This window comes from Pseudomonas sp. NFR16 (assembly GCF_900108875.1).
Taxonomy (GTDB): Bacteria; Pseudomonadota; Gammaproteobacteria; order Pseudomonadales; family Pseudomonadaceae; genus Aquipseudomonas.
Genome location: NZ_FNYJ01000008.1, coordinates 14,683 through 39,887, shown reverse-complemented (window position 1 = coordinate 39,887; position 25,205 = coordinate 14,683). Strand labels below are relative to the sequence as shown.

Here is a 25,205-nt window from a genome sequence, read left to right as displayed (position 1 = left end):
TTTTAAAGCATGAACACATCAACGACAGACACACGCGAAAAAATTCTCGCGACCGCCGAGCAACTGATCTACCAAAACGGCATCCAGGCCACGGGCATGGACCTTTTGGTGAAGACCTCCGGCGTGGCCCGAAAAAGTATTTATCGCTACTTCGCCACCAAGGACGAAGTCGCCGCCGCCGCGCTCAACGCGCGTGACGTGCGCTGGATGCACTGGTTCAAGACCGAAACCGACAAGGCGCAGACGCCTGAGGCGCGCATTGTCAATATGTTCGCCGTGCTCAAGGGCTGGTTTGAGTCCGAAGGATTTTGCGGCTGCGCGTTCATCAACACGGCGGGAGAGATTGGCGATCCCGACGACCCGATTCGCCTGATCGCCAAATTGCACAAACAGAAGTTGTTCGACTACACGCTGCAGCTTTGTGAGCAGCTGGATATCGAGCAGCCATCAGCGCTGGCTAAACAGTTGCTGATCCTGATGGAAGGCGCCATCACCACCGCCCGCGTCATGGGTGATTACAGCGCCGCCGACAGTGCACGAGATGTTGCGCAGCTGTTGCTCCAACAGGCCTTGCTTTAACGGCCTGCGTGTCAAGAACGCTCCATTATCGCTGTACTTACTCTTTCCTGGAGGCTTAACCATGTCGTCCAATGCCCAGACTCGCCCGCCACTTCCCCCCTTCACTCGCGAATCCGCCATCGAAAAGGTCCGTCTGGCCGAAGACGGCTGGAACAGCCGCGATCCTGAAAAGGTGTCGTTGGCCTACACGCTCGACACCAAATGGCGCAATCGCGCCGAGTTCGCCACCAACCGGGAAGAAGCCAAAGGCTTTCTGACGCGCAAGTGGGCGAAAGAACTCGACTACCGCTTGATCAAAGAGCTCTGGGCATTCACCGACAACCGCATCGCGGTCCGTTACGCGTACGAATGGCACGATGACTCAGGTAATTGGTTCCGGTCTTACGGTAACGAAAACTGGGAATTCAACGAAGACGGGCTGATGGCCAACCGTTTCGCGTGCATCAACGACCTGCCGATCAAGGAGTCCGAGCGCAAATTCCACTGGCCACTGGGACGCCGTCCTGACGACCACCCTGGCTTGTCGGATCTGGGGCTGTAGTTTCCAGGAGAATTCCCAATGAAAAGCCCCCGGCAGCTGAGCTGTCCGGGGGCTTTTTTCGTTCGATGATCAGCTGCGTTTACTGGAGCGGATCAGAATGGGATATCGTCATCGAAGCTGTCGAAATCAGGAGCCGGTTGTGGCGCCTGTTGTGGAGCTGGACGCGATTCGCGTTGTGGCTGAGGAGCAGCCTGCGGACGCGATTGCTGTGGACGAGGTGCGGAATTCTGATAACCGCCACCGCCTTGGCCTTGTGGAGCGCCTTCGCCTTGTGGACGGCCGCCCAGCAACTGCATGGTGCCTTGCATGTCGACGATGATTTCAGTGGTGTAACGCTTGATGCCGTCTTTTTCCCACTCGCGGGTCTGCAGCTTGCCCTCGATGTAGACCTGCGAGCCCTTGCGCAGGTATTCACCGGCGATCTCTGCGACTTTGCCGAACATGGAGACGCGGTGCCATTCGGTCTTCTCGACTTTCTGGCCGGTCTGCTTGTCGGTCCACTGCTCGCTGGTCGCCAGACTCAGGTTGGTCACGGCATTACCGTTAGGCATGTAGCGAACTTCGGGATCCTGGCCGCATGTGCCGACCAATATGACTTTGTTAACCCCACGGGCCATAACGTTCTCCTAGGCTTCACACGTTTCCGACGCTGGATTGACCACTTCGTCGAAAGACGCCCGATCCAACAGTTCTTTGTCAAATTTGATATAGATGGCGGCTTCATCCGCCACCACTACTGCATCTGTTACTCCGCGTATCGCCAACACGCGCTCCGCCAGGCCTGTGTCGCGTTGAGCCTCGGGCGACAGCGGCAAGCGAAGGCTGGTTACATACGGAGGTTCGCGCATGGTAACAGCAAATGCCAACCAGAGGGCGGCCAGACCGGCGCCACCCAGGAACACCACATCCAGTCCACCGTGCTGAAACAACCAACCGCCGAGGATCCCGCCAGCCGCAGAACCGAGGAATTGACTGGTGGAATAAATCCCCATCGCCGTGCCTTTACCACCCGCCGGAGACACCTTGCTGATCAGCGAAGGCAGCGACGCCTCCAGCAGATTGAACGCGGTGAAAAACACGACAGTGCCAATCACCAGTGCCCTGAGCGTGTCGCCGAACTCCCAGAAGAATAGCTCAGTGAGCATCAGGACGATCACGGCGCCGAGGAGAATACGCTTCATCTGCCGCTTCTTCTCACCGTAAATGATGAACGGGATCATGGCGAAGAAGGAAATCAGCAGCGCGGTCAGATAGACCCACCAGTGCTGCTCTTTGGGCAGACCGGCTTTCTCGACGAGCGCCAGCGGCAATGCGACGAAACTGGACATGAGCATCGCGTGTAACGCGAAGATACCCAAATCAAGACGCAGCAGATCCGGGTGACGAAGCGTCGCGCCGAGCGCCTGACGCGCCAGGCCCGACTCACGATGCTGAAGGGTCACGGTGGACTTGGGCACCACGAACGCGATGATCGCAATGCCGACCAGCGCCATGGCACCGGTGGCCAGGAACAGGCCGGACAATCCGAACGCGCTGGTCAGTATGGGGCCCACCACCATCGCGATGGCGAACGAGACACCGATCGTCATGCCGATCATCGCCATCGCCTTGGTGCGATGCTGCTCGCGAGTCAGGTCCGACAGCAACGCCATGACTGCGGCCGAAATTGCGCCGGCGCCCTGCAGGACGCGACCGGCAATGACGCCCCAGATGGATGTCGACTGCGCAGCCAGCACGCTGCCCAGCGCGAATACGACCAGTCCCAGATAAATGACCGGGCGCCGGCCTATGCGGTCGGAAATGATGCCGAACGGGATCTGCAGGACAGCCTGGGTCAGGCCGTATGCACCAATCGCCAGCCCGATGAGCGCCGGACTCGCGCCCGCCAGGTCCATGCCGTACGTAGCCAGGACCGGCAAAACCATGAACATGCCAAGCATACGGAACGCGAACACCAGCGCCAGACCGCCCGCCGCGCGGGTTTCGCTGCCGCTCATGCGCTCGCTATGAGAATCGTGCATGGAAGAACCTCGTATGAACCGGCGGCGATTCTACCAGTCCCATCGATGTACAGCACATACGACGCTTTGCCGCGCATCGTCGCCGCAACCGTTGAAAGGACGCTGGAGCGTTCCCATTAGATAGTGTGCATCCATCCAGTATTTGACCGTATACTGCTACGTTTTCGACGCCCGCCGTGCGAGGCCACTTTGGACAAGATCCTGATTCGTGGGGCCCGAACCCACAACCTGAAAAACATCGACCTCACCCTGCCACGCGACAAGCTGATCGTCATCACCGGGCTATCCGGCTCGGGCAAGTCGTCGCTGGCGTTCGACACGCTGTATGCCGAAGGCCAGCGTCGCTATGTCGAATCGCTGTCGGCCTATGCCCGGCAATTCCTTTCGATGATGGAAAAACCGGATGTCGATACGATTGAGGGCCTCTCGCCGGCCATCTCCATCGAACAGAAGTCGACGTCCCACAACCCGCGCTCCACCGTGGGGACCATCACTGAAATCTACGACTACCTGCGCCTGCTATACGCACGCGTGGGCACGCCGCGTTGCCCGGATCACGATATTCCGCTGGAAGCGCAGACGGTCAGCCAGATGGTTGATCTGGTGCTGGCCGAGCCGGAAGGCAGCAAGCTGATGCTCCTAGCACCCGTGGTCCGCGAGCGTAAAGGCGAGCATCTTGCGGTGTTCGAAGAGCTGCGCGCGCAAGGCTTCGTGCGTGCCCGGGTCAACGGAAAACTGTGCGAACTCGATGAATTGCCAAAACTGGATAAACAGAAGAAGCATTCCATTGATGTGGTCGTCGACCGTTTCAAGGTGCGCTCCGACCTCCAGCAGCGTCTGGCGGAGTCCTTCGAAACCGCCCTGAAGCTGGCCGATGGCATCGCGCTGGTCGCACCGATGGACGACGAACCCGGCGAAGAGATGATCTTCTCCGCGCGTTTCGCCTGCCCAATCTGCGGCCATGCGATCAGCGAACTCGAGCCCAAGCTGTTCTCCTTCAACAACCCGGCCGGCGCGTGCCCGACCTGCGACGGCCTGGGTGTAAAACAGTTCTTCGACACCAAGCGCCTGGTCAATGGCGAACTGACCCTCGCCGAGGGCGCCATACGTGGCTGGGACCGGCGTAACGTCTACTACTTCCAGATGCTCGGGTCATTGGCGAAGCACTACGGCTTTAGCCTGGAGGTGCCGTTCCGCGAACTGCCGGCTGATCAGCAGAAAATCCTGCTCAGCGGCAGCGGCACGCAAACCGTCGACTTCCGCTATCTCAATGACCGCGGGGACATCGTAAAGCGGGCACACCCGTTCGAAGGCATCGTCCCCAACCTCGAGCGCCGCTACCGCGAAACCGAGTCGACCACCGTGCGCGAGGAGCTTGCCAAGTTTCTAAGCACGCAGCCGTGCCCGGACTGTCGGGGTACGCGTCTGCGTCGCGAGGCTCGTCATGTCTGGGTCGGCGAGAAAACCCTCCCCGCCGTGACCAGCCTGCCGATTGGCGACGCAACTGACTATTTCGGTGATCTGAAGCTCACTGGCCGTCGTGGCGAGATCGCCGACAAGATCCTCAAGGAAATTCGCGAGCGACTCCAGTTCCTGGTCAATGTCGGACTGGATTACCTGACACTGGACCGCAGCGCGGACACCCTGTCCGGCGGCGAGGCGCAGCGTATCCGTCTCGCCAGTCAGATTGGTGCCGGCCTGGTCGGGGTGATGTACATCCTCGACGAGCCGTCGATCGGCCTGCACCAGCGCGACAACGATCGGCTGCTCGACACACTTCGCCATCTGCGGGACATCGGCAATACGGTCATCGTGGTCGAGCATGACGAAGATGCCATCCGCCTGGCCGACTACGTGGTCGATATCGGTCCGGGGGCTGGCGTCCATGGCGGCAGCATCGTTGCAGAAGGTACGCCGCAGGAAGTCATGGACCATCCTGACTCGCTGACCGGCAAGTACCTCTCCGGACGCGTGAAGATCGAGGTGCCGGCCAAGCGCACGCCGCGCAACAAGAAGCTTTCGTTGAAGCTCAAAGGCGCGCGGGGCAATAACCTGCGCAACGTCGATCTGGAGATTCCGATTGGCTTGCTGACGTGCGTGACGGGTGTTTCGGGGTCGGGCAAATCGACGTTGATCAACAACACGCTGTTTCCGCTCAGCGCCACCGAGCTGAATGGCGCCACGACGCTGGAGGCCGCTACCCACGACAGCATCGACGGGCTGCAGCATCTGGACAAAGTCGTCGACATCGACCAGAGCCCCATCGGTCGCACGCCGCGCTCGAACCCGGCAACGTATACCGGACTGTTCACGCCCATTCGCGAACTGTTCGCCGGCGTGCCCGAATCACGTTCCCGAGGTTATGGGCCGGGCCGTTTCTCGTTCAACGTAAAAGGCGGACGCTGCGAAGCCTGTCAGGGCGACGGTCTGATCAAGGTCGAGATGCACTTCCTGCCGGACATTTACGTGCCGTGCGATGTGTGCAAGAGCAAGCGCTACAACCGTGAAACCCTTGAGATCAAGTACAAGGGCAAGAGCGTCCATGAAGTGCTGGAGATGACCATCGAAGAGGCCCGCGCCTTCTTCGACGCCGTCCCGGCCCTCGCGCGCAAACTGCAAACACTGATGGATGTCGGGCTGTCCTACATCAAGCTGGGGCAGTCAGCGACGACGCTGTCCGGCGGCGAAGCGCAGCGGGTCAAGCTCTCTCGCGAGCTGTCAAAGCGCGACACTGGCAAAACTCTGTATATTCTCGACGAACCCACGACAGGTTTGCATTTCGCCGACATCCAGCAGTTGCTGGACGTGTTGCATCGTCTGCGAGACCACGGCAACACCGTGGTGGTGATCGAGCATAACCTTGACGTGATCAAGACCGCTGACTGGCTGGTCGACCTCGGGCCCGAGGGCGGTTCCAAAGGCGGACAGATCATCGCGACGGGCACACCGGAGCAGGTTGCGCAGATGAAGCAGTCCTACACGGGTCACTACCTCAAGCCGCTGCTGGAGCGGGATCGCGCCTGATGGTGTAAACCCCCGCCGACAAAAAAGCCCCTGTCACGATGCGCGTGGCAGGGGCTTTTTTTAAGCTGCGGAAAATCAGAACTGCGATTGCAGATAGTTTTCCAGGCCGATGGACTTGATCAAGCCGAGCTGCTTTTCAAGCCAGTAAGTGTGATCTTCTTCGGTGTCGGCCAGTTGCACGCGCAGGATGTCGCGACTGACGTAATCCTTATGCTGCTCACACAGCGCAATGCCTTTACACAACGCTGCGCGAACCTTGTACTCAAGGCGAAGATCGCTGGCGAGCATTTCCGGGACGGTTGTACCGACGTCCAGGTCATCCGGGCGCATACGAGGCGTACCCTCGAGCATCAGAATCCGACGCATCAACGCGTCAGCGTGCTGTGCCTCTTCTTCCATCTCGTGGTTGATACGTTCGTAGAGCTTGCTGAAACCCCAGTCCTCATACATCCGTGAGTGGATGAAATATTGGTCGCGCGCAGCCAACTCACCGGTCAGCAGCGTGTTGAGGTAGTCAATTACATCCGGGTGGCCTTGCATCGCCGTGAATCTCCTCTCTAAAGGCGATAGTTTGAACCAACATAACCGGAAGGTCACTTCAACGCAGGCAAAAAAGTGAAGAAAAGTACCGAAATTCTGACATTTGGTGTCGAAAATACGCGTAAATGAGGAGGGTTCCGTTTATCACTTAGAATCAGCGCAATAATTCCGCAAACCACAGTGGGCGTTGGCGTTTTGCATTGATATGAAAAACAAAAAACCGGGCACTGGGCCCGGTTCTTTGTACAGACTGACGTCTTATTCAGCGGCTTCTACAGAACCACCGACAGGACGATCGACGAGCTCAACGTACGCCATAGGCGCGTTGTCGCCAGCGCGGAAGCCGCACTTCAGGATACGCAGGTAGCCGCCCTGACGGGTTGCATAGCGCTTGCCCAGATCGTTGAACAGCTTGCCGACGATTTCTTTCGAACGAGTACGGTCGAAAGCCAGACGACGGTTAGCAACGCTGTCTTCCTTGGCCAGAGTGATCAGCGGCTCGGCAACGCGGCGCAGTTCTTTGGCTTTCGGCAGGGTAGTTTTGATCAGCTCGTGCTCGAACAGCGACACCGCCATGTTTTGAAACATGGCCTTGCGGTGCGAGCTGGTACGGCTCAGGTGACGTCCACTTTTACGATGACGCATGGTTCATTCCTTACCAAACACTACGTTCGGTGATTACGACGATCAGGCAGTCGCCTTGTCGTCCTTCTTAAGACTTGCAGGCGGCCAGTTGTCGAGGCGCATGCCGAGGGAGAGACCACGAGAAGCCAGAACGTCCTTGATCTCGGTCAAGGATTTCTTGCCCAGGTTCGGAGTCTTCAACAGTTCTACTTCGGTGCGCTGAATCAGGTCGCCGATGTAGTAAATGTTCTCCGCCTTAAGGCAGTTGGCCGAACGTACAGTCAGTTCCAAATCGTCAACCGGACGAAGCAGGATCGGATCGATCTCGTCTTCCTGTTCGACAACTACCGGCTCACTGTCACCTTTGAGGTCGACGAACGCAGCCAACTGCTGTTGCAGGATGGTTGCTGCACGACGGATAGCCTCTTCAGGATCCAGAGTACCGTTGGTTTCCAGATCGATAACCAGTTTGTCCAGGTTGGTACGCTGTTCGACACGGGCGTTTTCCACCACGTATGCGATGCGACGAACCGGGCTGAACGAGGAGTCGAGCTGCAAGCGACCAATGCTGCGGCTTTCGTCTTCGTCGCTCTGACGCGAGTCTGCTGGTTCATAACCGCGACCACGAGCTACAACGAGCTTCATGTTCAGGGCGCCGTTAGACGCCAGGTTAGCGATTACGTGATCGGGGTTAACGATCTCGACATCATGATCCAGCTGAATATCGGCAGCGGTAACCACCCCCGAACCCTTCTTCGACAAGGTCAGCGTAACTTCGTCTCGACCGTGCAGCTTGATAGCCAGACCTTTAAGGTTCAACAGGATTTCAATGACGTCTTCCTGTACACCTTCGATGGCGCTGTACTCATGGAGTACACCGTCAATCTCGGCCTCGACTACTGCACAGCCGGGCATGGAGGACAACAGGATGCGGCGCAGCGCGTTGCCCAGGGTATGGCCGAAACCACGCTCGAGAGGCTCGAGAGTGATCTTGGCGCGGGTTGGACTGACAACCTGCACATCAATGTGGCGGGGTGTCAGGAACTCATTTACCGAAATCTGCATGGATGCACCTATTTTCTAGCCCTTACTTGGAGTAGAGCTCGACAATCAGGCTTTCGTTGATGTCGGCGGACAGATCACTGCGAGCTGGAACGCTTTTGAAAACGCCAGATTTCTTCTCAGTGTCTACTTCTACCCATTCTACGCGGCCACGTTGGGCACACAGATCGAGAGCCTGGACGATACGCAGTTGGTTTTTCGCTTTTTCGCGAATAGCGACCACGTCACCAGCACGAACCTGGTAGGACGGAACGTTAACGGTTTTGCCGTTTACGCTAACCGACTTGTGCGATACCAGCTGACGAGATTCGGCACGAGTAGAACCGAAACCCATACGGTATACGACGTTGTCCAGACGGCATTCGAGCAGCTGCAGCAGGTTCTCGCCAGTTGCGCCTTTCTTGCCGGCAGCTTCTTTGTAGTAACCGCTGAACTGACGCTCGAGAACGCCATAGATACGACGGACTTTCTGCTTTTCACGCAGCTGGGTGCCGTAGTCGGATTGGCGGCCGCGGCGTTGACCGTGGATGCCTGGGGCTGCTTCGATGTTGCACTTCGATTCGATAGCGCGCACGCCGCTCTTCAGGAAGAGATCGGTGCCTTCGCGACGAGCGAGTTTGCATTTTGGACCAATGTAACGAGCCATTCTTTACAATCTCCTGGATTACACGCGGCGCTTCTTCGGCGGACGGCACCCGTTGTGCGGGATTGGCGTCACGTCGGTGATGCTGGCGATCTTGTAGCCACAGCCGTTCAAAGCACGGACAGCGGATTCACGACCTGGACCTGGACCTTTGACATTGACGTCGAGGTTTTTCAGGCCGTATTCCAGCGCAGCTTGACCAGCACGCTCAGCAGCTACTTGAGCAGCGAACGGGGTGGACTTGCGGGAACCGCGGAAACCCGAACCACCGGAGGTAGCCCAGGAAAGAGCGTTACCTTGACGGTCGGTAATGGTCACGATGGTGTTGTTAAAAGAAGCATGGATGTGGGCGATGCCATCAACCACTGTCTTTTTAACTTTTTTACGAGGACGAGCAGCAGGTTTTGCCATGATTTAATTCCTGTCGATTCGCTGGGGCGATTACTTGCGGATCGGCTTACGCGGACCTTTACGGGTACGCGCGTTGGTCTTGGTACGCTGACCGCGTACTGGAAGACCGCGACGATGACGCAGACCGCGATAGCAACCGAGGTCCATCAAGCGCTTGATTTTCATGTTGATTTCGCGACGCAGGTCACCTTCAGTGGTGAACTTCGCGACTTCGCCACGCAGCTGTTCAATCTGCTCGTCGCTCAGATCTTTGATCTTCGCCGCCGGGTTAACCCCGGTGGTAGCACAGATTTTCTGTGCAGTCGTGCGACCAACACCATAGATGTAGGTCAGCGAGATAACAGTATGCTTGTTATCTGGAATGTTAACGCCTGCAATACGGGCCATTCAGTGGGACTCCAATTGACAGCTACCTACGCCCCGGAAGCCAAGAAATAGGGCGCGAGATAATATCGCTGTAATAACAAATAATCAACCCAGCAGCGCACTAGCTGCTGGGCTTTTAGCACAGATCACACTCAGCCTTGGCGCTGCTTGTGACGTGGTTCCGCGCTGCAAATTACTCGAACAACACCTTCGCGGCGAATAATCTTGCAGTTACGGCACAGCTTTTTCACCGATGCACGAACTTTCATCACCAACTCCTCGAACCTTATGGGTGCTTCAGCGCAGCATGCCGCTGCCGTAGCCCTTCAGGTTGGCTTTCTTCATCAGGGATTCATACTGGTGCGAAACGAGGTGAGATTGCACTTGGGACATGAAGTCCATAACAACCACGACCACGATCAGCAACGAGGTCCCGCCAAGGTAGAACGGCACGTTTGCGGCAACCACCAGGAACTGGGGCAGCAGACACACGGCCATCATATAGAGAGCACCGAACATGGTCAGACGAGTCAGCACGCCATCAATATAACGCGCAGACTGCTCACCAGGACGGATACCCGGAATAAAGGCACCGGACTTCTTCAGGTTTTCCGCTACGTCTTTCGGATTGAACATCAACGCCGTATAGAAGAAGCAGAAGAAAATAATCCCTGCACTAAACAGCAGAATATTCAACGGCTGACCAGGAGCGATCGACTGCGAGATGTCCTGCAACCAGCCCATACCTTCAGACTGACCGAACCAGGCACCCAACGAAGCCGGAAACAGCAGAATGCTGCTTGCGAAAATAGCCGGAATGACACCGGCCATGTTCACTTTCAACGGCAAGTGGCTGGTCTGCGCAGCGAAGACCTTGCGGCCCTGCTGACGCTTGGCGTAGTGAACAGCGATACGACGCTGACCACGCTCAATGAACACCACGAAACCGATAATCGCTACTGCCAGCAAACCGATGGCGACCAAAGCGAAAATGTTGATATCACCCTGACGCGCAGACTCGAAAGACTGCCCGATCGCTCTCGGAAGACCGGCGACGATACCCGAAAAAATCAACATCGAGATACCGTTACCAACACCGCGCTCTGTAATCTGCTCGCCCAGCCACATCATGAACAGCGCACCGGCCACGAAGGTGGTGACTGCAACGAAGTGGAAGCCGATATCAGCAGAGAAAGCAACGCCCTGACCGGCCAAGCCAATGGACATGCCAATAGCTTGAACCAGGGCCAGGACGACGGTGCCATAGCGGGTGTATTGGCTGATCTTGCGACGACCAGCCTCACCTTCCTTCTTCAACTGCTCCAGCTGTGGGCTGACAGCGGTCATGAGCTGCATGATGATCGATGCCGAAATGTACGGCATGATCCCCAGTGCAAAGATGCTCATGCGCTCCAGCGCACCACCGGAAAACATGTTGAACAAGCTAAGAATGGTCCCCTCATTCTGTCGAAACAGGTCCGCCAGCCGGTCAGGGTTGATACCTGGAACTGGGATATGCGCACCGATCCGGTAGACGATAATCGCCAGGAACAGAAATCGCAGTCGAGCCCAGAGCTCGGACAACCCGCCGCTTTTGCTGAGCGCTGAGAGAGCACCTTGCTTAGCCATTTATTCCTCGAACTTGCCGCCAGCTGCTTCGATAGCCGCACGCGCACCTTTGGTGGCTGCGATACCTTTGAGGGTGACCGCGCGAGTAACCTCACCGGACAGCATGATTTTCACACGCTGTACGTTTTGGTTGATCACGTTGGCATCCTTCAGGGACTGCACAGTTACAACGCCTTCAACTTTAGCCAGCTCGGAGGTGCGAACTTCTGCACGATCCATAGCCTTCAAAGAGACGAAGCCGAACTTTGGCAGACGACGATGCAACGGCTGTTGACCGCCTTCGAAGCCCGGAGCGATGGTGCCACCGGAGCGGGAGGTCTGACCTTTGTGGCCGCGGCCACCGGTCTTGCCCAAACCACTACCGATACCACGGCCCGGACGATGCTTCTCGCGACGGGAACCCGGCGCAGGACTCAGATCATTGAGTTTCATCGATTAACCCTCGACTCGCAGCATGTAGTAAGCCTTGTTGATCATCCCACGGTTTTCCGGGGTGTCAGCGACTTCTACAGTGTGACCGATGCGACGCAGACCCAGACCCTTAACGCACAGTTTGTGGTTAGGGATGCGGCCGGTCATGCTTTTGATCAAAGTGACTTTAACGGTAGCCATGATCAGATGATCTCCTCAACGTTCAAGCCGCGCTTGGCAGCAATGGACTCAGGAGACTGCATGGCCTTCAGACCCTTGAACGTTGCGTGAACAACGTTGACAGGGTTGGTCGAACCGTAGCACTTGGCCAGAACGTTCTGAACGCCGGCAACTTCCAGGACAGCACGCATTGCGCCGCCGGCGATGATGCCAGTACCTTCAGAAGCAGGCTGCATGTAAACCTTGGAAGCACCGTGAGCGGACTTCATGGCGTACTGCAGAGTGGTGCCGTTCAGATCAACCTGGATCATGTTGCGGCGAGCAGCTTCCATTGCCTTCTGGATCGCAGCAGGCACTTCACGCGACTTGCCACGGCCGAAGCCAACACGGCCCTTACCATCACCTACCACGGTCAACGCGGTGAAAGTGAAGATACGGCCGCCTTTTACGGTTTTTGCTACGCGATTAACCTGAACCAGCTTCTCGATGTAGCCTTCGTCGCGTTTTTGGTCGTTATTTGCCATAACTTAGAACTCCAGCCCGCCTTCACGAGCAGCATCAGCCAGCGCCTTGACGCGACCGTGGTACTTGAAGCCGGAACGATCAAAAGCCACTTGCGATACACCGGCGGCTTTCGCACGCTCAGCGATCAGCTGGCCAACTTTAGTGGCCGCGTCGATGTTGCCAGTGGCCCCATCACGCAGTTCTTTGTCCAAAGTCGAGGCGTTTGCCAGGACTTTGCTGCCGTCGGCCGAAATGACCTGGGCATAAATGTGCTGCGAAGAGCGGTACACGCAGAGACGCACGACTTCGAGTTCGTGCATTTTCAGGCGTGCTTTGCGAGCGCGACGCAGTCGGGTAACTTTTTTGACGGTCATTTGCTATGCCCTACTTCTTCTTGGCTTCTTTACGACGGACGACTTCGTCCGCGTAACGCACGCCTTTGCCTTTGTACGGCTCTGGACGGCGGAAGTCGCGGATCTCAGCGGCCACTTGACCAACCAACTGCTTGTCGATACCACGGATCAGGATATCGGTTTGGTTGGGAGTCTCAGCGGTGATGCCTTCCGGCAGTTCGTAATCCACTGGGTGCGAGAAGCCAAGAGCCAGGTTCAGCACCTTGCCTTTTGCTTGCGCTTTGTAACCGACACCGACCAGCTGGAGCTTGCGCTCGAAGCCTTGGCTTACGCCCTGGACCATGTTGTTTACCAACGCACGAGTGGTACCGGCCATTGCGCGAGTCTGCTGATCGCCGTTGCGAGCAGCAAAACGCAGCTCACCGGACTCTTCAACAATTTCAACGGACGAGTGAACGTTCAGGTCGAGAGTGCCCTTGGCACCCTTCACCGAAAGCTGCTGGCCGACGAGCTTGACTTCGACGCCTGCTGGCAACTTAACGGGGTTCTTAGCTACGCGTGACATGCTTATCCCCCCTTAGAACACAGTGCAAAGCACTTCGCCGCCGACACCGGCAGCGCGCGCAGCACGATCCGTCATCACACCTTTGTTGGTGGAGACGATAGACACGCCGAGACCGCCACGAACTTTTGGCAGATCATCAACGGACTTGTACTGACGCAGGCCTGGACGGCTAACGCGCTTGACTTCTTCGATGACTGGACGGCCTTCGAAGTATTTCAGCTCGATGGACAGCAACGGTTTGGTTTCGCTGCTGATCTGATAACCCGCAATGTAACCTTCGTCCTTGAGAACTTTGGCTACAGCTACCTTCAACGTGGAAGATGGCATGCTTACGACGGGCTTTTCAGCCATCTGGGCATTACGGATACGAGTTAGCATGTCCGCTAACGGGTCCTGCATACTCATGGGCTAGACGCTCCTGATACAAAAAAAATGAGCCTTGCGGCTACAACCTATCGCCTAAAAATTCCGGGCACGTGAAGACACGGGCTCTGGCGAGCCGGCAATTCTAGACGTACCCCAGAAACGAATCAAGCCCCAAAAGGGGCTTGATTCGAATTCAGGCATCACGCCGGTCGGTTTCGACGAATCCGAGCGGCGCGTTGCGAGAAGTACGGCTTACCAGCTGGCTTTAACCAGACCTGGTACGTCGCCACGCATTGCTGCTTGACGCAGCATGTTACGGCCGAGGCCGAACTTGCGGTAAACGCCGTGCGGACGACCGGTCAGACGGCAACGGTTACGCATGCGCGAGGCGCTTGCGTCACGTGGTTGCTTCTGAAGTGCGACGGTCGCTTCCCAACGTGCTTCTGGACTTGCGTTCAGATCCACGATGATCGCTTTCAGCGCAGCACGCTTGGTAGCGTACTTGGCAACGGTGAGCTGACGCTTCAGCTCACGGTTTTTCATGCTCTTCTTGGCCATGGTCCTACTCCAATCAGTTGCGGAACGGGAACTTGAAAGCACGCAGCAGTGCGCGACCTTCTTCGTCCGTACGAGCAGTGGTGGTCAGGGTAATGTCCAGACCGCGCAGGGCATCGATCTTGTCGTAGTCGATTTCCGGGAAAATGATCTGCTCTTTCACGCCCATGCTGTAGTTGCCACGACCATCGAAGGACTTGGCATTCAGGCCGCGGAAGTCGCGAACCCGAGGCAGGGAGATCGACAGCAGACGATCCAGGAACTCGTACATACGCTCACGGCGCAGAGTCACTTTGACGCCGATCGGCCAACCTTCACGGACTTTGAAGCCAGCGATGGATTTCCGAGCGTAAGTCACAACGACTTTCTGGCCGGTGATCTTTTCCAGGTCAGCAACAGCGTGCTCGATGACTTTCTTGTCGCCGATCGCTTCGCCCAGACCCATGTTCAGGGTGATCTTGGTAACGCGTGGAACTTCCATCACGTTCTCAAGCTTAAGTTCTTCCTTAAGCTTGGGTGCGATTTCCTTCCAGTAAATCTCTTTCAGTCGTGCCATGGTCTTCTACCTAGCAGTGTTCAAGCATCAACCGCTTTTTGGGTCGACTTGAAGACACGAATTTTTTTGCCGTCTTCAACTTTGAAACCAACGCGGTCAGCCTTGTTGGTTGCGCCGTTGAAAATGGCGACGTTGGAAGCGTGCAGTGGCGCTTCTTTCTCGACGATACCGCCCTGTACGCCCGACATCGGGTTAGGCTTGGTATGACGCTTCACCAGGTTGATCCCACCAACGACCAGACGGTCGTCAGCGAGAACCTTGAGCACCTTACCGCGCTTACCTTTGTCTTTGCCGGCGATCACGATGATCTCGTCGTCACGACGAATCTTTTGCATGTCGGATCTCCTTACAGCACTTCTGGGGCGAGCGAGACGATCTTCATGAACTTCTCAGTACGAAGTTCACGGGTCACTGGCCCAAAGATACGGGTGCCGATCGGCTCTTGCTTGTTGTTCAACAGAACAGCAGCGTTGCCGTCAAAGCGGATGATGGAGCCGTCTGCACGACGAACACCGTGGCGAGTGCGGACTACAACAGCAGTCATCACTTGACCTTTCTTCACCTTACCGCGCGGAATTGCTTCCTTGACGGTCACTTTGATGATGTCACCGATACCAGCGTAACGACGATGAGAGCCACCAAGCACCTTGATGCACATAACGCGGCGAGCGCCGCTGTTATCGGCCACATCGAGCATGGATTGAGTCTGAATCATATAATTTCTCCGACCCCTAGCCCTTAGACTTCCACAGCGCGTTCGAGAACATCAACCAGCGCCCAAGATTTGGTCTTGGCCATCGGACGAGTTTCACGAATAGTGACTTTGTCGCCGATGTGGCATTGATTGGTTTCGTCGTGCGCGTGCAGCTTAGTCGAACGCTTAACGTATTTACCGTAGATCGGGTGCTTGACGCGACGCTCAATCAGAACGGTGATGGTCTTGTCCATCTTGTCGCTGACAACACGGCCAGTCAGCGTACGGACGGTTTTTTCGGCTTCAGCCATGATTACTTACCTGCCTGCTGGTTGAGCACAGTCTTCACGCGAGCGATGTCACGCTTAACTTGCGAGAGCAGGTGAGACTGCCCCAACTGGCCAGTTGCCTTCTGCATGCGCAGATTGAACTGGTCGCGCAGCAAGCCGAGCAGTTGCTCGTTCAGTTGCTGTGCTGATTTTTCACGAAGTTCATTCGCTTTCATCACATCACCGTCCGCTTAACAAAGGAGGTGGCGAGCGGCAGCTTTGCAGCAGCCAGGGCGAAAGCCTCACGCGCCAACTCTTCGGAAACACCCTCGATTTCATACAGGACTTTGCCTGGCTGAATCTGGGCAACCCAGTATTCGACGTTACCCTTACCTTTACCCATACGAACTTCGAGGGGCTTTTTGGAGATAGGCTTGTCCGGGAATACACGGATCCAGATCTTGCCACCACGTTTTACGTGACGGGTCAGAGCACGACGCGCTGACTCGATCTGACGAGCGGTGAGACGACCACGAGCTACAGACTTCAGCGCGAACTCGCCGAAGCTGACTTTGCTACCGCGCAGTGCCAGACCACGGTTGTGGCCGGTCATCTGCTTGCGGAACTTCGTACGCTTTGGTTGCAACATTTGGCGTACCCCTTACTTAGCAGCTTTTTTACGAGGCGCTGGTGCTTGCGGTTTCAGCTCTTCCTGGCGACCACCAATTACTTCGCCTTTGAAGATCCAAACCTTTACACCGATCACACCGTAGGTGGTGTGAGCTTCGTAGTTGGCATAGTCGATGTCGGCACGCAGGGTGTGCAGTGGCACACGACCTTCGCGATACCATTCAGTACGTGCGATTTCAGCACCGCCGAGACGACCGCTCACTTGGATTTTGATGCCTTTGGCACCAATGCGCATGGCGTTCTGTACTGCGCGCTTCATAGCGCGACGGAACATTACGCGACGCTCCAGCTGCTGAGCTACGCTCTGCGCAACCAGCATACCGTCGAGCTCCGGCTTGCGGATCTCTTCGATATTGATGTGCACAGGCACACCCATTTGCTTGGTCAGGTCCTGACGCAGTTTCTCAACATCTTCACCTTTCTTGCCGATCACGATGCCGGGACGAGCGGTGTGGATGGTGATACGTGCAGTCTGAGCCGGACGATGGATATCGATACGGCTTACGGACGCGCTTTTTAGTTTGTCTTGGAGATACTCACGCACCTTCAGATCAGCGAACAAGTAGTCCGCATAAGTCCGACCGTCTGCGTACCAGACGGAGGTGTGCTCCTTGACGATTCCCAGGCGAATGCCAATGGGATGTACTTTCTGACCCATCTCTTCGACTCCGTTACTTGTCAGCAACCTTGACAGTGATATGGCAAGACCGCTTGACGATGCGATCAGCACGGCCTTTGGCACGTGGCATGATGCGCTTCAGCGAACGCCCTTCGTTGACGAAAACGGTGGAGACCTTCAGGTCATCAACGTCTGCGCCTTCGTTATGCTCGGCGTTGGCTACGGCCGACTCCAGCACTTTTTTCATGATCTCGGCGGCTTTCTTACTGCTGAAAGCCAACAGGTTGAGCGCATCGCCCACCTTCTTCCCGCGGATCTGGTCGGCGACCAAGCGGGCTTTCTGGGCGGAGATTCGAGCGCCCGACAACTTAGCGGCTACTTCCATCGTTCCTTACCCCTTAACGCTTGGCTTTCTTGTCTGCCACGTGCCCACGATAAGTGCGGGTACCGGCAAACTCGCCCAGTTTGTGGCCGACCATGTCTTCGTTCACGAGAACAGGAACATGCTGACGACCGTTATGCACAGCAATGGTCAGACCGACCATTTGTGGCAGGATCATCGAACGACGCGACCAGGTTTTAACTGGTTTGCGATCGTTCTTTTCCGCCGCCACTTCGATCTTCTTCAGTAGGTGAAGATCAATAAAAGGACCTTTTTTCAGAGAACGTGGCACTGTCGTATCCCTCTATTTACTTGCGACGACGGACGATCATTTTGTCGGTACGCTTATTACCACGAGTCTTCGCGCCCTTAGTCGGGAAGCCCCACGGCGATACCGGATGACGACCACCAGAGGTACGACCTTCACCACCACCATGTGGGTGGTCAACCGGGTTCATGGCAACACCACGAACGGTTGGGCGAACGCCACGCCAGCGCTTGGCACCAGCTTTACCCAGCGAACGCAGGCTGTGCTCGGAGTTGGAAACCTCACCCAGAGTTGCACGGCATTCGGACAGGACTTTACGCATTTCACCGGAGCGAAGACGCAGGGTCACGTAGACACCTTCACGAGCGATCAGCTGAGCCGAAGCACCAGCGGAGCGAGCGATCTGAGCACCTTTACCAGGCTTCAGCTCGATACCGTGAACGGTAGAACCCACTGGGATGTTGCGCAGCTGCAGAGCATTACCTGGCTTGATTGGAGCCAGTGCGCCTGCGATCAGCTGGTCGCCAGCACTCACGCCCTTCGGCGCGATGATGTAACGACGTTCGCCGTCTGCGTACAGCAGCAGTGCGATGTGAGCAGTACGGTTTGGATCGTATTCGATACGCTCGACAGTGGCAGCAATGCCATCTTTGTCGTTGCGACGGAAATCGACCAGACGATAATGCTGCTTATGACCACCACCAACGTGACGAGTAGTGATACGGCCATTGTTGTTACGACCACCAGACTTCGATTTTTTCTCGAGCAGCGGTGCGTGAGGAGCGCCTTTGTGCAGCTCCTGGTTGACCACCTTGACCACAAAACGGCGGCCAGGGGAAGTCGGTTTGCATTTAACGATTGCCATGATGCACCCCTTCCTTACTCAGCACTGCTGCTGAAATCGAGATCTTGGCCTGGCTGAAGGGAGATAACTGCCTTCTTCCAGTCATTACGCTTGCCCAGACCGCGAGCAGTGCGCTTGGTTTTACCCAGAACATTCAGGGTAGTCACGCGCTCTACTTTCACGCTGAACAGGCTTTCGACGGCCTTCTTGATTTCCAGCTTGGTTGCATCAGTAGCAACCTTGAAAACGAACTGACCTTTTTTGTCTGCCAGAACCGTAGCCTTCTCGGAAACGTGCGGGCCAAGCAGAACTTTAAATACGCGTTCCTGGTTCATCCCAGCAGCTCCTCGAATTTCTTCACGGCCGACACAGTGATCAACACTTTGTCGTATGCGATCAGACTAACTGGATCGGAACCTTGTACGTCACGCACATCAACGTGCGGCAGGTTACGAGCAGCCAGGTACAGGTTCTGATCAACAGCGTCCGACACGATCAGAACGTCGGTCAGGCTCATGTTGTTCAGTTTGCCCAGCAGGTCTTTGGTTTTCGGCGATTCAACGGCGAAATCCTGAACCACGACCAGACGATCAGTACGAACCAGCTCAGCGAGGATGGAGCGCAGTGCTGCGCGGTACATCTTCTTGTTGAGCTTCTGAGAGTGGTCCTGAGGACGTGCTGCGAAAGTGGTACCGCCGCCACGCCAGATTGGGCTACGGATAGTACCGGCACGAGCACGGCCAGTGCCCTTCTGACGCCAAGGGCGCTTACCGCCACCGGAAACGTCGGAACGGGTCTTTTGCTGCTTGCTACCTTGACGGCCGCCAGCCATGTAGGCCACGACTGCTTGGTGAACCAGCGTCTCGTTGAACTCGCCGCCAAATGTCAGTTCGGAAACTTCGATCGCTTGAGCGTCATTTACATTTAATTGCATGTCAGCTTCCCCTTAACCGCGAGCCTTGGCTGCTGGACGTACAACCACGTTGCCGCCAGTAGCGCCAGGAACAGCACCCTTGACCAACAACAGATTGCGTTCAGCGTCCACGCGCACTACTTCCAGGGACTGCACGGTCACGCGCTCAGCGCCCATATGACCGGACATTTTCTTGCCCTTGAATACACGACCAGGAGTCTGGCACTGGCCGATAGAGCCTGGGACGCGGTGGGATACGGAGTTACCGTGGGTGTTGTCCTGACCGCGGAAATTCCAACGCTTGATGGTACCGGCGAAGCCTTTACCTTTCGACTGACCGGTAACATCTACCAGTTGGCCAGCTGCGAAGATTTCTGCATTGATCAGATCGCCGGCCTGGTACTCGCCTTCTTCAAGACGGAATTCCAGAACAGTACGACCAGCGGCAACATTCGCTTTAGCGAAGTGACCTGCTTGAGCTGCAGTCACGCGCGAAGCACGACGCTCACCGACAGTGACTTGCACTGCACGATAGCCATCGCTTTCTTCGGTTTTGAACTGGGTGACGCGATTCGGCTCGATCTCAATGACCGTGACCGGAATGGAGACACCTTCTTCGGTGAAAATACGGGTCATGCCCGCTTTTCGACCGACTACACCAATAGTCATGTTGTAAACCTCATGAGTGTACGGGGCTTTCACCCGCTATGGCCGCCCATTTCAGAGCGTTACACGACCAAGACCCAAGTCTTAGCCGAGGCTGATCTGCACTTCCACGCCTGCCGCAAGATCAAGCTTCATAAGTGCATCAACGGTTTTATCCGTTGGCTGGACGATGTCCAGAACGCGCTTATGAGTGCGGATCTCGTACTGGTCGCGCGCGTCTTTGTTGACGTGCGGAGAAACCAGAACGGTGAACCGCTCTTTACGGGTAGGCAGTGGAATCGGACCACGCACTTGAGCACCAGTACGTTTCGCGGTTTCCACGATTTCCTGGGTGGATTGGTCGATCAGGCGATGGTCGAAAGCCTTCAACCTGATACGGATTTGCTGATTTTGCATTGGATTTCAGACTCCAGGCTACTTCCCACCGAGCGCAATACGCCCGTTAAAAGGAGGCGCAATTCTATAGACGAGCTAACAGAGTGTCAACCCAATAAAAAAGCCCCCGCAAGCGGGGGCTTTTTCTCAAATCAACGCTTAAGCGATGATTTTGGCTACGACGCCAGCGCCGACGGTACGACCGCCTTCACGGATAGCGAAACGCAGACCGTCTTCCATTGCGATTGGCTTGATCAGAGTGACGGAAACTTTAACGTTGTCACCTGGCATAACCATTTCGGTGCCTTCCGGCAGTTCGCAGCTACCAGTTACGTCGGTAGTACGGAAGTAGAACTGTGGACGGTAGCCTTTGAAGAACGGAGTGTGGCGACCGCCTTCTTCCTTGCTCAGCACGTAGATTTCAGCTTCGAACTGAGTGTGAGGCTTAACGGTACCTGGCTTAACCAGAACCTGACCACGCTCAACGTCGTCACGCTTGGTACCACGCAGCAGAACGCCGCAGTTCTCGCCCGCACGACCTTCGTCCAGCAGCTTGCGGAACATCTCAACGCCAGTGCAAGTAGTCTTGGTGGTGTCACGCAGACCCACGATCTCAACTTCTTCCTGGATCTTGATGATGCCACGCTCAACACGACCGGTAACTACAGTACCGCGACCCGAGATCGAGAACACGTCTTCGATTGGCATCAGGAACGGCTTGTCGATGGCACGAACTGGTTCTGGGATGTAGCTGTCCAGAGTCTCAACCAGCTTCTTAACGGCCGAGGTACCCATTTCGTTGTCGTCTTGGCCGTTCAGAGCCATCAGCGCAGAACCGATGATGATCGGAGTGTCGTCGCCTGGGAACTCGTAAGTGCTCAGCAGATCACGAACTTCCATCTCGACCAGTTCCAGCAGCTCAGCGTCGTCAACCATGTCAGCCTTGTTCAGGAAGACAACGATGTACGGAACGCCAACCTGACGGGACAGCAGGATGTGCTCACGGGTCTGTGGCATCGGACCATCAGCGGCCGAGCAAACCAGGATCGCGCCGTCCATCTGGGCAGCACCGGTGATCATGTTTTTCACGTAGTCGGCGTGGCCTGGGCAGTCAACGTGCGCGTAGTGACGTACGGACGAATCGTACTCAACGTGAGCGGTGTTGATGGTGATACCACGAGCCTTTTCTTCTGGCGCGCTGTCGATTTTGTCGAAGTCGACTTTAGCCGAACCGAAAACTTCGGAGCAGACGCGAGTCAGAGCAGCGGTCAGAGTGGTTTTACCGTGGTCAACGTGACCGATGGTGCCAACGTTGACGTGCGGTTTGTTACGTTCAAATTTTTCTTTAGCCACGACAGTGAACTCCTAGCCTAAAGGGGCTGAATCAGCCTTGTTTTTTAACGAGAGCTTCGACGATGTTCGACGGAGCTTCGGAGTATTTGGAGAATTCCATAGAGTAGCTTGCGCGACCCTGAGACATGGAACGAACGTCGGTTGCATAACCGAACATCTCGCCCAACGGAACCTCGGCGCGGATAACCTTGCCGGAAACCGTATCTTCCATACCCTGGATCATGCCGCGACGACGGTTCAGGTCACCCATCACGTCACCCATGTAGTCCTCAGGTGTTACAACTTCTACCTTCATGATCGGCTCAAGCACCACACCACCGCCCTTCTGGGCCAGTTGCTTGGTCGCCATGGAGGCAGCCACCTTGAACGCCATCTCGTTGGAGTCGACGTCGTGGTAAGAACCGTCAAAGACGGTAGCCTTCAGGCCGATGAGCGGATAGCCGGCAACAACACCGTTCTTCATCTGCTCTTCAATGCCTTTCTGAATGGCAGGGATGTATTCCTTAGGAACAACACCACCGACCACTTCGTTCACGAATTGCAGACCTTCCTGACCTTCATCAGCAGGAGCAAAACGGATCCAGCAATGGCCGAACTGACCACGACCGCCGGACTGACGAACGAACTTGCCTTCGATCTCGCAGTTCTTGGTGATCTTCTCACGGTAAGAAACCTGCGGTTTACCGATGTTGGCTTCGACGTTGAACTCACGGCGCATCCGGTCAACCAGGATGTCCAGGTGCAATTCGCCCATGCCAGAGATGATCGTCTGACCAGTCTCTTCATCAGTCTTGACGCGGAAAGACGGGTCTTCCTGAGCCAGCTTGCTCAGAGCGATACCCATTTTTTCCTGGTCATCTTTGGTCTTCGGCTCAACAGCAACCGAGATAACCGGCTCAGGGAAGTCCATACGCTCGAGGATAATTGGCTTATCCAGGGCACACAGGGTTTCACCGGTGGTTACATCTTTCATGCCGATCAGGGCAGCGATGTCACCCGCCAGTACTTCCTTGATTTCTTCACGGGTGTTGGCATGCATCTGAACCATACGGCCCACACGTTCTTTCTTGCCTTTCACCGAGTTCAGAACCGAGTCACCGGAGTTCAGAGCACCCGAGTAAACGCGAACGAACGTGATCGAACCCACGAACGGGTCGGTCGCGATCTTGAACGCCAGAGCCGAGAACGGCTCGTTGTCGTCGGCATGACGCTCGTCATGACGAACAGCCGGATCGTCCTTGTCGAGTTCCTTGTCATCAGGGTTGATACCCTTGATCGCAGGAATTTCGACCGGAGCTGGCAGGTAATCGACAACGGCGTCGAGAACCAGGGGAACACCCTTGTTCTTGAACGAAGAACCGCAGACAGCCAGAACGATTTCACCGGCGATAGTACGCTGACGCAGAGCAGCTTTGATCTCTTCGATCGACAGCTCTTCGCCTTCCAGGTACTTGTTCATCAGCTCTTCGTTGGCTTCGGCAGCAGCCTCGACCATGTTGCTGCGCCACTCGGCAGCCAGCTCTTGCAGCTCGGCCGGGATTGCTTCGCGACGAGGGGTCATGCCCTTGTCAGCGTCGTCCCAGTAAACCGCTTCCATGGTCATCAGGTCGATCTGGCCCTGGAAGTTATCTTCCGAACCGATAGCCAGCTGAATAGGCACTGGAGTGTGACCCAGACGCTGTTTGATCTGACCTACGACGCGCAGGAAGTTCGCACCAGCACGGTCCATCTTGTTGACGTAAACAAGACGTGGAACACCGTATTTGTTGGCTTGGCGCCATACGGTTTCCGACTGAGGCTCAACGCCCGAGGTACCACAGAACACAACGACGGCGCCGTCGAGTACGCGCAGCGAGCGCTCTACTTCGATGGTGAAGTCAACGTGGCCCGGGGTATCGATGATGTTGAAGCGATAACGGTCTTTATGCTGTTTGACAGAGCCCTGCCAGAAAGCAGTGGTCGCAGCAGAAGTAATGGTAATACCACGCTCCTGCTCCTGAACCATCCAGTCCATGGTCGCGGCGCCATCATGCACCTCGCCCATTTTGTGGTTTACGCCAGTGTAAAAAAGGACGCGCTCGGTGGTGGTGGTTTTACCAGCATCCACGTGAGCAACGATACCGATGTTACGGTAGCGGTTAATCGGAGTAGTACGAGCCATAAAGCCCTCGCAAAAATAGTGACGCTGAGATTAGAAGCGGTAGTGCGAGAAAGCCTTGTTGGCCTCAGCCATACGGTGCACGTCTTCACGCTTCTTGACCGCAGCACCTTTGCCTTCAGCGGCGTCCAGCAGTTCGCCAGCCAAACGCAGAGCCATAGACTTCTCACCGCGCTTGCGCGCGAAGTCTACCAGCCAACGCATTGCCAGAGCATTACGACGGGACGGACGAACTTCGACCGGAACCTGGTAAGTAGCACCGCCAACACGGCGCGACTTTACTTCGACCAGCGGAGCGATGGCGTCGAGAGCTTTCTCGAAGATTTCCAGGGGATCGCTGTTCTTGCGTTCTTTAACCTTTTCCAGCGCGCCATAAACGATACGTTCGGCAACGGCTTTCTTGCCGCTTTCCATCACGTGGTTCATGAACTTGGCCAGGATCTGGCTTCCGTATTTTGGATCGTCAAGCACTTCGCGCTTGGCTGCTACGCGTCTTCTTGGCATGGATAAGCCCTCAAACGGTCTTCAGGTTAGCTCGGAAACAGAATCCAGAGGATTCGCCCGACCTTACTCTTATCGACTCAGAAAAATAGAAACTGCTGTTTACGTCAAGCGACCTTATTTAGGACGCTTGGTACCGTATTTCGAACGACCCTGGTTACGGCCTTTAACGCCGGAAGTATCCAAGGAGCCGCGAACGGTGTGGTAACGAACACCTGGCAAGTCTTTTACACGACCGCCACGGATCAGGACGACGCTGTGCTCTTGCAGGTTGTGGCCTTCACCACCGATGTACGAGGAAACCTCGAAACCGTTGGTCAGACGCACACGGCATACTTTACGCAGTGCCGAGTTAGGTTTTTTCGGCGTAGTCGTGTACACGCGAGTGCACACACCACGACGTTGCGGGCAGTTCTGCAGCGCAGGCACGTCGGATTTCTCGACGATACGCTTACGCGGCTGACGTACCAGCTGGTTGATAGTTGCCATCTACTAGCTCCACTGTTGTCTTGCGACGCTATTGTCTTACAAGAAAAGCAAAAT

General features: G+C 56.1%; 38 protein-coding genes. 3 read left to right on the top strand and 35 right to left on the bottom strand.

Translation table 11 applies throughout. The features are described from left to right. Positions 1-9 precede the first annotated feature (9 nt). Complete coding sequence (locus BMZ10_RS25285) at positions 10-579, top strand: TetR/AcrR family transcriptional regulator (RefSeq protein WP_093468901.1); 570 nt, start codon at positions 10-12, stop codon at positions 577-579. 61 nt (positions 580-640) lie between these two features. Then, positions 641-1,120, top strand: coding sequence for a nuclear transport factor 2 family protein (locus tag BMZ10_RS25280; RefSeq protein WP_093468898.1), 480 nt, complete (start codon positions 641-643; stop codon positions 1,118-1,120). A 92-nt stretch (positions 1,121-1,212) separates the two neighbouring features. Here BMZ10_RS25280 and BMZ10_RS25275 read toward each other — a convergent pair whose 3' ends face one another. Next, positions 1,213-1,737, bottom strand: coding sequence for a single-stranded DNA-binding protein (locus tag BMZ10_RS25275; protein WP_062384510.1), 525 nt, complete (start codon positions 1,735-1,737; stop codon positions 1,213-1,215). A 9-nt stretch (positions 1,738-1,746) separates the two neighbouring features. Beyond that, entirely contained in the window at positions 1,747-3,141 is a 1,395-nt protein-coding gene (locus BMZ10_RS25270) for an MFS transporter (RefSeq protein WP_093468895.1), read from the bottom strand. Positions 3,142-3,330: 189 nt separating this feature from the next. On the opposite strand from BMZ10_RS25270, the gene uvrA reads away from it, so the two are divergent. Further along, on the top strand, positions 3,331-6,165 hold the full coding sequence (uvrA, locus tag BMZ10_RS25265; protein ID WP_093468892.1) for an excinuclease ABC subunit UvrA: 2,835 nt from the start codon (positions 3,331-3,333) through the stop codon (positions 6,163-6,165). A 75-nt stretch (positions 6,166-6,240) separates the two neighbouring features. Here the strand turns inward: uvrA and bfr are convergent, their stop codons facing one another. From bfr to rpsL, 33 genes are all read right to left on the bottom strand, one after another. Further along, positions 6,241-6,705, bottom strand: coding sequence for a bacterioferritin (gene bfr / locus BMZ10_RS25260; RefSeq protein WP_093468889.1), 465 nt, complete (start codon positions 6,703-6,705; stop codon positions 6,241-6,243). A gap of 258 nt (positions 6,706-6,963) precedes the next feature. After that, positions 6,964-7,350 carry a 50S ribosomal protein L17 gene (gene rplQ / locus BMZ10_RS25255; RefSeq protein WP_002555463.1) on the bottom strand — a complete coding sequence of 129 codons (387 nt, stop codon included), beginning with the start codon at positions 7,348-7,350 and terminating at the stop codon, positions 6,964-6,966. 42 nt (positions 7,351-7,392) lie between these two features. Beyond that, positions 7,393-8,394, bottom strand: a complete 1,002-nt coding sequence (gene rpoA, locus BMZ10_RS25250) for a DNA-directed RNA polymerase subunit alpha (RefSeq protein ID WP_007970428.1) — start codon at positions 8,392-8,394, stop codon at positions 7,393-7,395. A gap of 22 nt (positions 8,395-8,416) precedes the next feature. After that, entirely contained in the window at positions 8,417-9,037 is a 621-nt protein-coding gene (gene rpsD / locus BMZ10_RS25245; RefSeq protein ID WP_037017742.1) for a 30S ribosomal protein S4, read from the bottom strand. An 18-nt stretch (positions 9,038-9,055) separates the two neighbouring features. Beyond that, entirely contained in the window at positions 9,056-9,445 is a 390-nt protein-coding gene (gene rpsK, locus BMZ10_RS25240; RefSeq protein ID WP_002555466.1) for a 30S ribosomal protein S11, read from the bottom strand. A gap of 30 nt (positions 9,446-9,475) precedes the next feature. Beyond that, a complete protein-coding gene (gene rpsM, locus BMZ10_RS25235) occupies positions 9,476-9,832 on the bottom strand; it encodes a 30S ribosomal protein S13 (protein WP_004883692.1) in 357 nt (118 codons plus the stop codon). 131 nt (positions 9,833-9,963) lie between these two features. Further along, a complete protein-coding gene (rpmJ, locus tag BMZ10_RS25230) occupies positions 9,964-10,080 on the bottom strand; it encodes a 50S ribosomal protein L36 (protein WP_002555468.1) in 117 nt (38 codons plus the stop codon). A gap of 28 nt (positions 10,081-10,108) precedes the next feature. Beyond that, positions 10,109-11,440 carry a preprotein translocase subunit SecY gene (gene secY / locus BMZ10_RS25225; protein WP_062384496.1) on the bottom strand — a complete coding sequence of 444 codons (1,332 nt, stop codon included), beginning with the start codon at positions 11,438-11,440 and terminating at the stop codon, positions 10,109-10,111. Next, positions 11,441-11,872, bottom strand: a complete 432-nt coding sequence (gene rplO, locus BMZ10_RS25220; RefSeq protein ID WP_037017733.1) for a 50S ribosomal protein L15 — start codon at positions 11,870-11,872, stop codon at positions 11,441-11,443. 3 nt (positions 11,873-11,875) lie between these two features. Further along, positions 11,876-12,052, bottom strand: coding sequence for a 50S ribosomal protein L30 (gene rpmD, locus BMZ10_RS25215; RefSeq protein ID WP_093468886.1), 177 nt, complete (start codon positions 12,050-12,052; stop codon positions 11,876-11,878). Positions 12,053-12,054: 2 nt separating this feature from the next. Next, a complete protein-coding gene (rpsE, locus tag BMZ10_RS25210) occupies positions 12,055-12,555 on the bottom strand; it encodes a 30S ribosomal protein S5 (RefSeq protein WP_093468883.1) in 501 nt (166 codons plus the stop codon). Between the two features lie 3 nt (positions 12,556-12,558). Further along, entirely contained in the window at positions 12,559-12,909 is a 351-nt protein-coding gene (gene rplR, locus BMZ10_RS25205) for a 50S ribosomal protein L18 (protein WP_037017727.1), read from the bottom strand. Positions 12,910-12,919: 10 nt separating this feature from the next. Further along, on the bottom strand, positions 12,920-13,453 hold the full coding sequence (gene rplF, locus BMZ10_RS25200) for a 50S ribosomal protein L6 (RefSeq protein WP_093468880.1): 534 nt from the start codon (positions 13,451-13,453) through the stop codon (positions 12,920-12,922). Positions 13,454-13,465: 12 nt separating this feature from the next. After that, complete coding sequence (rpsH, locus tag BMZ10_RS25195) at positions 13,466-13,858, bottom strand: 30S ribosomal protein S8 (RefSeq protein ID WP_020290698.1); 393 nt, start codon at positions 13,856-13,858, stop codon at positions 13,466-13,468. Positions 13,859-14,071: 213 nt separating this feature from the next. Continuing rightward, positions 14,072-14,377 (bottom strand): 30S ribosomal protein S14, encoded by a 306-nt coding sequence (gene rpsN, locus BMZ10_RS25190; RefSeq protein WP_003186042.1) that lies wholly within the window; start codon positions 14,375-14,377, stop codon positions 14,072-14,074. A gap of 13 nt (positions 14,378-14,390) precedes the next feature. Further along, on the bottom strand, positions 14,391-14,930 hold the full coding sequence (gene rplE, locus BMZ10_RS25185) for a 50S ribosomal protein L5 (RefSeq protein ID WP_093468877.1): 540 nt from the start codon (positions 14,928-14,930) through the stop codon (positions 14,391-14,393). A 20-nt stretch (positions 14,931-14,950) separates the two neighbouring features. Next, complete coding sequence (gene rplX, locus BMZ10_RS25180) at positions 14,951-15,265, bottom strand: 50S ribosomal protein L24 (protein WP_002555478.1); 315 nt, start codon at positions 15,263-15,265, stop codon at positions 14,951-14,953. An 11-nt stretch (positions 15,266-15,276) separates the two neighbouring features. Continuing rightward, the gene (gene rplN / locus BMZ10_RS25175) at positions 15,277-15,645 is read right to left on the bottom strand and encodes a 50S ribosomal protein L14 (protein WP_002555479.1); all 369 of its coding nucleotides are present in this window, start codon (positions 15,643-15,645) and stop codon (positions 15,277-15,279) included. 23 nt (positions 15,646-15,668) lie between these two features. Next, complete coding sequence (gene rpsQ / locus BMZ10_RS25170) at positions 15,669-15,935, bottom strand: 30S ribosomal protein S17 (RefSeq protein ID WP_003194644.1); 267 nt, start codon at positions 15,933-15,935, stop codon at positions 15,669-15,671. Positions 15,936-15,937: 2 nt separating this feature from the next. Continuing rightward, entirely contained in the window at positions 15,938-16,129 is a 192-nt protein-coding gene (rpmC, locus tag BMZ10_RS25165; protein WP_002555481.1) for a 50S ribosomal protein L29, read from the bottom strand. Continuing rightward, positions 16,129-16,542 carry a 50S ribosomal protein L16 gene (gene rplP, locus BMZ10_RS25160; RefSeq protein ID WP_003228729.1) on the bottom strand — a complete coding sequence of 138 codons (414 nt, stop codon included), beginning with the start codon at positions 16,540-16,542 and terminating at the stop codon, positions 16,129-16,131. The genes rpmC and rplP overlap by 1 nt, the downstream gene beginning before the upstream one ends. A gap of 12 nt (positions 16,543-16,554) precedes the next feature. Beyond that, the gene (rpsC, locus tag BMZ10_RS25155; protein WP_003176422.1) at positions 16,555-17,241 is read right to left on the bottom strand and encodes a 30S ribosomal protein S3; all 687 of its coding nucleotides are present in this window, start codon (positions 17,239-17,241) and stop codon (positions 16,555-16,557) included. A gap of 13 nt (positions 17,242-17,254) precedes the next feature. Further along, positions 17,255-17,587, bottom strand: a complete 333-nt coding sequence (rplV, locus tag BMZ10_RS25150; protein ID WP_003304070.1) for a 50S ribosomal protein L22 — start codon at positions 17,585-17,587, stop codon at positions 17,255-17,257. Positions 17,588-17,600: 13 nt separating this feature from the next. After that, entirely contained in the window at positions 17,601-17,876 is a 276-nt protein-coding gene (gene rpsS / locus BMZ10_RS25145) for a 30S ribosomal protein S19 (protein WP_002555486.1), read from the bottom strand. 16 nt (positions 17,877-17,892) lie between these two features. After that, positions 17,893-18,717 carry a 50S ribosomal protein L2 gene (gene rplB / locus BMZ10_RS25140; protein ID WP_062384485.1) on the bottom strand — a complete coding sequence of 275 codons (825 nt, stop codon included), beginning with the start codon at positions 18,715-18,717 and terminating at the stop codon, positions 17,893-17,895. Positions 18,718-18,731: 14 nt separating this feature from the next. Continuing rightward, positions 18,732-19,031: a 50S ribosomal protein L23 gene (rplW, locus tag BMZ10_RS25135; protein WP_008374165.1), complete on the bottom strand. Its 300-nt coding sequence runs from the start codon at positions 19,029-19,031 to the stop codon at positions 18,732-18,734. Then, entirely contained in the window at positions 19,028-19,630 is a 603-nt protein-coding gene (gene rplD / locus BMZ10_RS25130) for a 50S ribosomal protein L4 (protein ID WP_093468874.1), read from the bottom strand. Before rplD ends, rplW begins: the two co-directional genes overlap by 4 nt. A 12-nt stretch (positions 19,631-19,642) precedes the next feature. After that, entirely contained in the window at positions 19,643-20,278 is a 636-nt protein-coding gene (gene rplC, locus BMZ10_RS25125) for a 50S ribosomal protein L3 (RefSeq protein ID WP_093468871.1), read from the bottom strand. A gap of 81 nt (positions 20,279-20,359) precedes the next feature. Continuing rightward, positions 20,360-20,671: a 30S ribosomal protein S10 gene (gene rpsJ, locus BMZ10_RS25120; RefSeq protein ID WP_003186070.1), complete on the bottom strand. Its 312-nt coding sequence runs from the start codon at positions 20,669-20,671 to the stop codon at positions 20,360-20,362. Positions 20,672-20,809: 138 nt separating this feature from the next. Further along, positions 20,810-22,003, bottom strand: coding sequence for an elongation factor Tu (tuf, locus tag BMZ10_RS25115; protein WP_093468868.1), 1,194 nt, complete (start codon positions 22,001-22,003; stop codon positions 20,810-20,812). A gap of 31 nt (positions 22,004-22,034) precedes the next feature. Then, positions 22,035-24,164, bottom strand: coding sequence for an elongation factor G (gene fusA / locus BMZ10_RS25110; protein ID WP_093468865.1), 2,130 nt, complete (start codon positions 24,162-24,164; stop codon positions 22,035-22,037). 30 nt (positions 24,165-24,194) lie between these two features. Beyond that, positions 24,195-24,665, bottom strand: a complete 471-nt coding sequence (rpsG, locus tag BMZ10_RS25105) for a 30S ribosomal protein S7 (RefSeq protein ID WP_002555493.1) — start codon at positions 24,663-24,665, stop codon at positions 24,195-24,197. A gap of 114 nt (positions 24,666-24,779) precedes the next feature. Further along, the gene (gene rpsL / locus BMZ10_RS25100) at positions 24,780-25,151 is read right to left on the bottom strand and encodes a 30S ribosomal protein S12 (protein ID WP_003186084.1); all 372 of its coding nucleotides are present in this window, start codon (positions 25,149-25,151) and stop codon (positions 24,780-24,782) included. Between the last annotated feature and the right edge of the window lie 54 nt (positions 25,152-25,205).

What these genes read in the sequence shown, in the direction of transcription:
- BMZ10_RS25285 (WP_093468901.1), top strand. Translation starts at nt 10, where the DNA reads ATGAACACATCAACGACAGACACACGCGAAAAAATTCTCGCGACCGCC.
- BMZ10_RS25280 (WP_093468898.1), top strand. Translation starts at nt 641, where the DNA reads ATGTCGTCCAATGCCCAGACTCGCCCGCCACTTCCCCCCTTCACTCGC.
- BMZ10_RS25275 (WP_062384510.1), bottom strand. Translation starts at nt 1,737, where the DNA reads ATGGCCCGTGGGGTTAACAAAGTCATATTGGTCGGCACATGCGGCCAG.
- BMZ10_RS25270 (WP_093468895.1), bottom strand. Translation starts at nt 3,141, where the DNA reads ATGCACGATTCTCATAGCGAGCGCATGAGCGGCAGCGAAACCCGCGCG.
- bfr (WP_093468889.1), bottom strand. Translation starts at nt 6,705, where the DNA reads ATGCAAGGCCACCCGGATGTAATTGACTACCTCAACACGCTGCTGACC.
- rplQ (WP_002555463.1), bottom strand. Translation starts at nt 7,350, where the DNA reads ATGCGTCATCGTAAAAGTGGACGTCACCTGAGCCGTACCAGCTCGCAC.
- rpoA (WP_007970428.1), bottom strand. Translation starts at nt 8,394, where the DNA reads ATGCAGATTTCGGTAAATGAGTTCCTGACACCCCGCCACATTGATGTG.
- rpsD (WP_037017742.1), bottom strand. Translation starts at nt 9,037, where the DNA reads ATGGCTCGTTACATTGGTCCAAAATGCAAACTCGCTCGTCGCGAAGGC.
- rpsK (WP_002555466.1), bottom strand. Translation starts at nt 9,445, where the DNA reads ATGGCAAAACCTGCTGCTCGTCCTCGTAAAAAAGTTAAAAAGACAGTG.
- rpsM (WP_004883692.1), bottom strand. Translation starts at nt 9,832, where the DNA reads ATGGCCCGTATTGCAGGCGTTAACATTCCAGATAACAAGCATACTGTT.
- rpmJ (WP_002555468.1), bottom strand. Translation starts at nt 10,080, where the DNA reads ATGAAAGTTCGTGCATCGGTGAAAAAGCTGTGCCGTAACTGCAAGATT.
- secY (WP_062384496.1), bottom strand. Translation starts at nt 11,440, where the DNA reads ATGGCTAAGCAAGGTGCTCTCTCAGCGCTCAGCAAAAGCGGCGGGTTG.
- rplO (WP_037017733.1), bottom strand. Translation starts at nt 11,872, where the DNA reads ATGAAACTCAATGATCTGAGTCCTGCGCCGGGTTCCCGTCGCGAGAAG.
- rpmD (WP_093468886.1), bottom strand. Translation starts at nt 12,052, where the DNA reads ATGGCTACCGTTAAAGTCACTTTGATCAAAAGCATGACCGGCCGCATC.
- rpsE (WP_093468883.1), bottom strand. Translation starts at nt 12,555, where the DNA reads ATGGCAAATAACGACCAAAAACGCGACGAAGGCTACATCGAGAAGCTG.
- rplR (WP_037017727.1), bottom strand. Translation starts at nt 12,909, where the DNA reads ATGACCGTCAAAAAAGTTACCCGACTGCGTCGCGCTCGCAAAGCACGC.
- rplF (WP_093468880.1), bottom strand. Translation starts at nt 13,453, where the DNA reads ATGTCACGCGTAGCTAAGAACCCCGTTAAGTTGCCAGCAGGCGTCGAA.
- rpsH (WP_020290698.1), bottom strand. Translation starts at nt 13,858, where the DNA reads ATGAGTATGCAGGACCCGTTAGCGGACATGCTAACTCGTATCCGTAAT.
- rpsN (WP_003186042.1), bottom strand. Translation starts at nt 14,377, where the DNA reads ATGGCCAAGAAGAGCATGAAAAACCGTGAGCTGAAGCGTCAGCTCACC.
- rplE (WP_093468877.1), bottom strand. Translation starts at nt 14,930, where the DNA reads ATGGCACGACTGAAAGAGATTTACTGGAAGGAAATCGCACCCAAGCTT.
- rplX (WP_002555478.1), bottom strand. Translation starts at nt 15,265, where the DNA reads ATGCAAAAGATTCGTCGTGACGACGAGATCATCGTGATCGCCGGCAAA.
- rplN (WP_002555479.1), bottom strand. Translation starts at nt 15,645, where the DNA reads ATGATTCAGACTCAATCCATGCTCGATGTGGCCGATAACAGCGGCGCT.
- rpsQ (WP_003194644.1), bottom strand. Translation starts at nt 15,935, where the DNA reads ATGGCTGAAGCCGAAAAAACCGTCCGTACGCTGACTGGCCGTGTTGTC.
- rpmC (WP_002555481.1), bottom strand. Translation starts at nt 16,129, where the DNA reads ATGAAAGCGAATGAACTTCGTGAAAAATCAGCACAGCAACTGAACGAG.
- rplP (WP_003228729.1), bottom strand. Translation starts at nt 16,542, where the DNA reads ATGTTGCAACCAAAGCGTACGAAGTTCCGCAAGCAGATGACCGGCCAC.
- rpsC (WP_003176422.1), bottom strand. Translation starts at nt 17,241, where the DNA reads ATGGGTCAGAAAGTACATCCCATTGGCATTCGCCTGGGAATCGTCAAG.
- rplV (WP_003304070.1), bottom strand. Translation starts at nt 17,587, where the DNA reads ATGGAAGTAGCCGCTAAGTTGTCGGGCGCTCGAATCTCCGCCCAGAAA.
- rplB (WP_062384485.1), bottom strand. Translation starts at nt 18,717, where the DNA reads ATGGCAATCGTTAAATGCAAACCGACTTCCCCTGGCCGCCGTTTTGTG.
- rplW (WP_008374165.1), bottom strand. Translation starts at nt 19,031, where the DNA reads ATGAACCAGGAACGCGTATTTAAAGTTCTGCTTGGCCCGCACGTTTCC.
- rplD (WP_093468874.1), bottom strand. Translation starts at nt 19,630, where the DNA reads ATGCAATTAAATGTAAATGACGCTCAAGCGATCGAAGTTTCCGAACTG.
- rplC (WP_093468871.1), bottom strand. Translation starts at nt 20,278, where the DNA reads ATGACTATTGGTGTAGTCGGTCGAAAAGCGGGCATGACCCGTATTTTC.
- rpsJ (WP_003186070.1), bottom strand. Translation starts at nt 20,671, where the DNA reads ATGCAAAATCAGCAAATCCGTATCAGGTTGAAGGCTTTCGACCATCGC.
- fusA (WP_093468865.1), bottom strand. Translation starts at nt 24,164, where the DNA reads ATGGCTCGTACTACTCCGATTAACCGCTACCGTAACATCGGTATCGTT.
- rpsG (WP_002555493.1), bottom strand. Translation starts at nt 24,665, where the DNA reads ATGCCAAGAAGACGCGTAGCAGCCAAGCGCGAAGTGCTTGACGATCCA.
- rpsL (WP_003186084.1), bottom strand. Translation starts at nt 25,151, where the DNA reads ATGGCAACTATCAACCAGCTGGTACGTCAGCCGCGTAAGCGTATCGTC.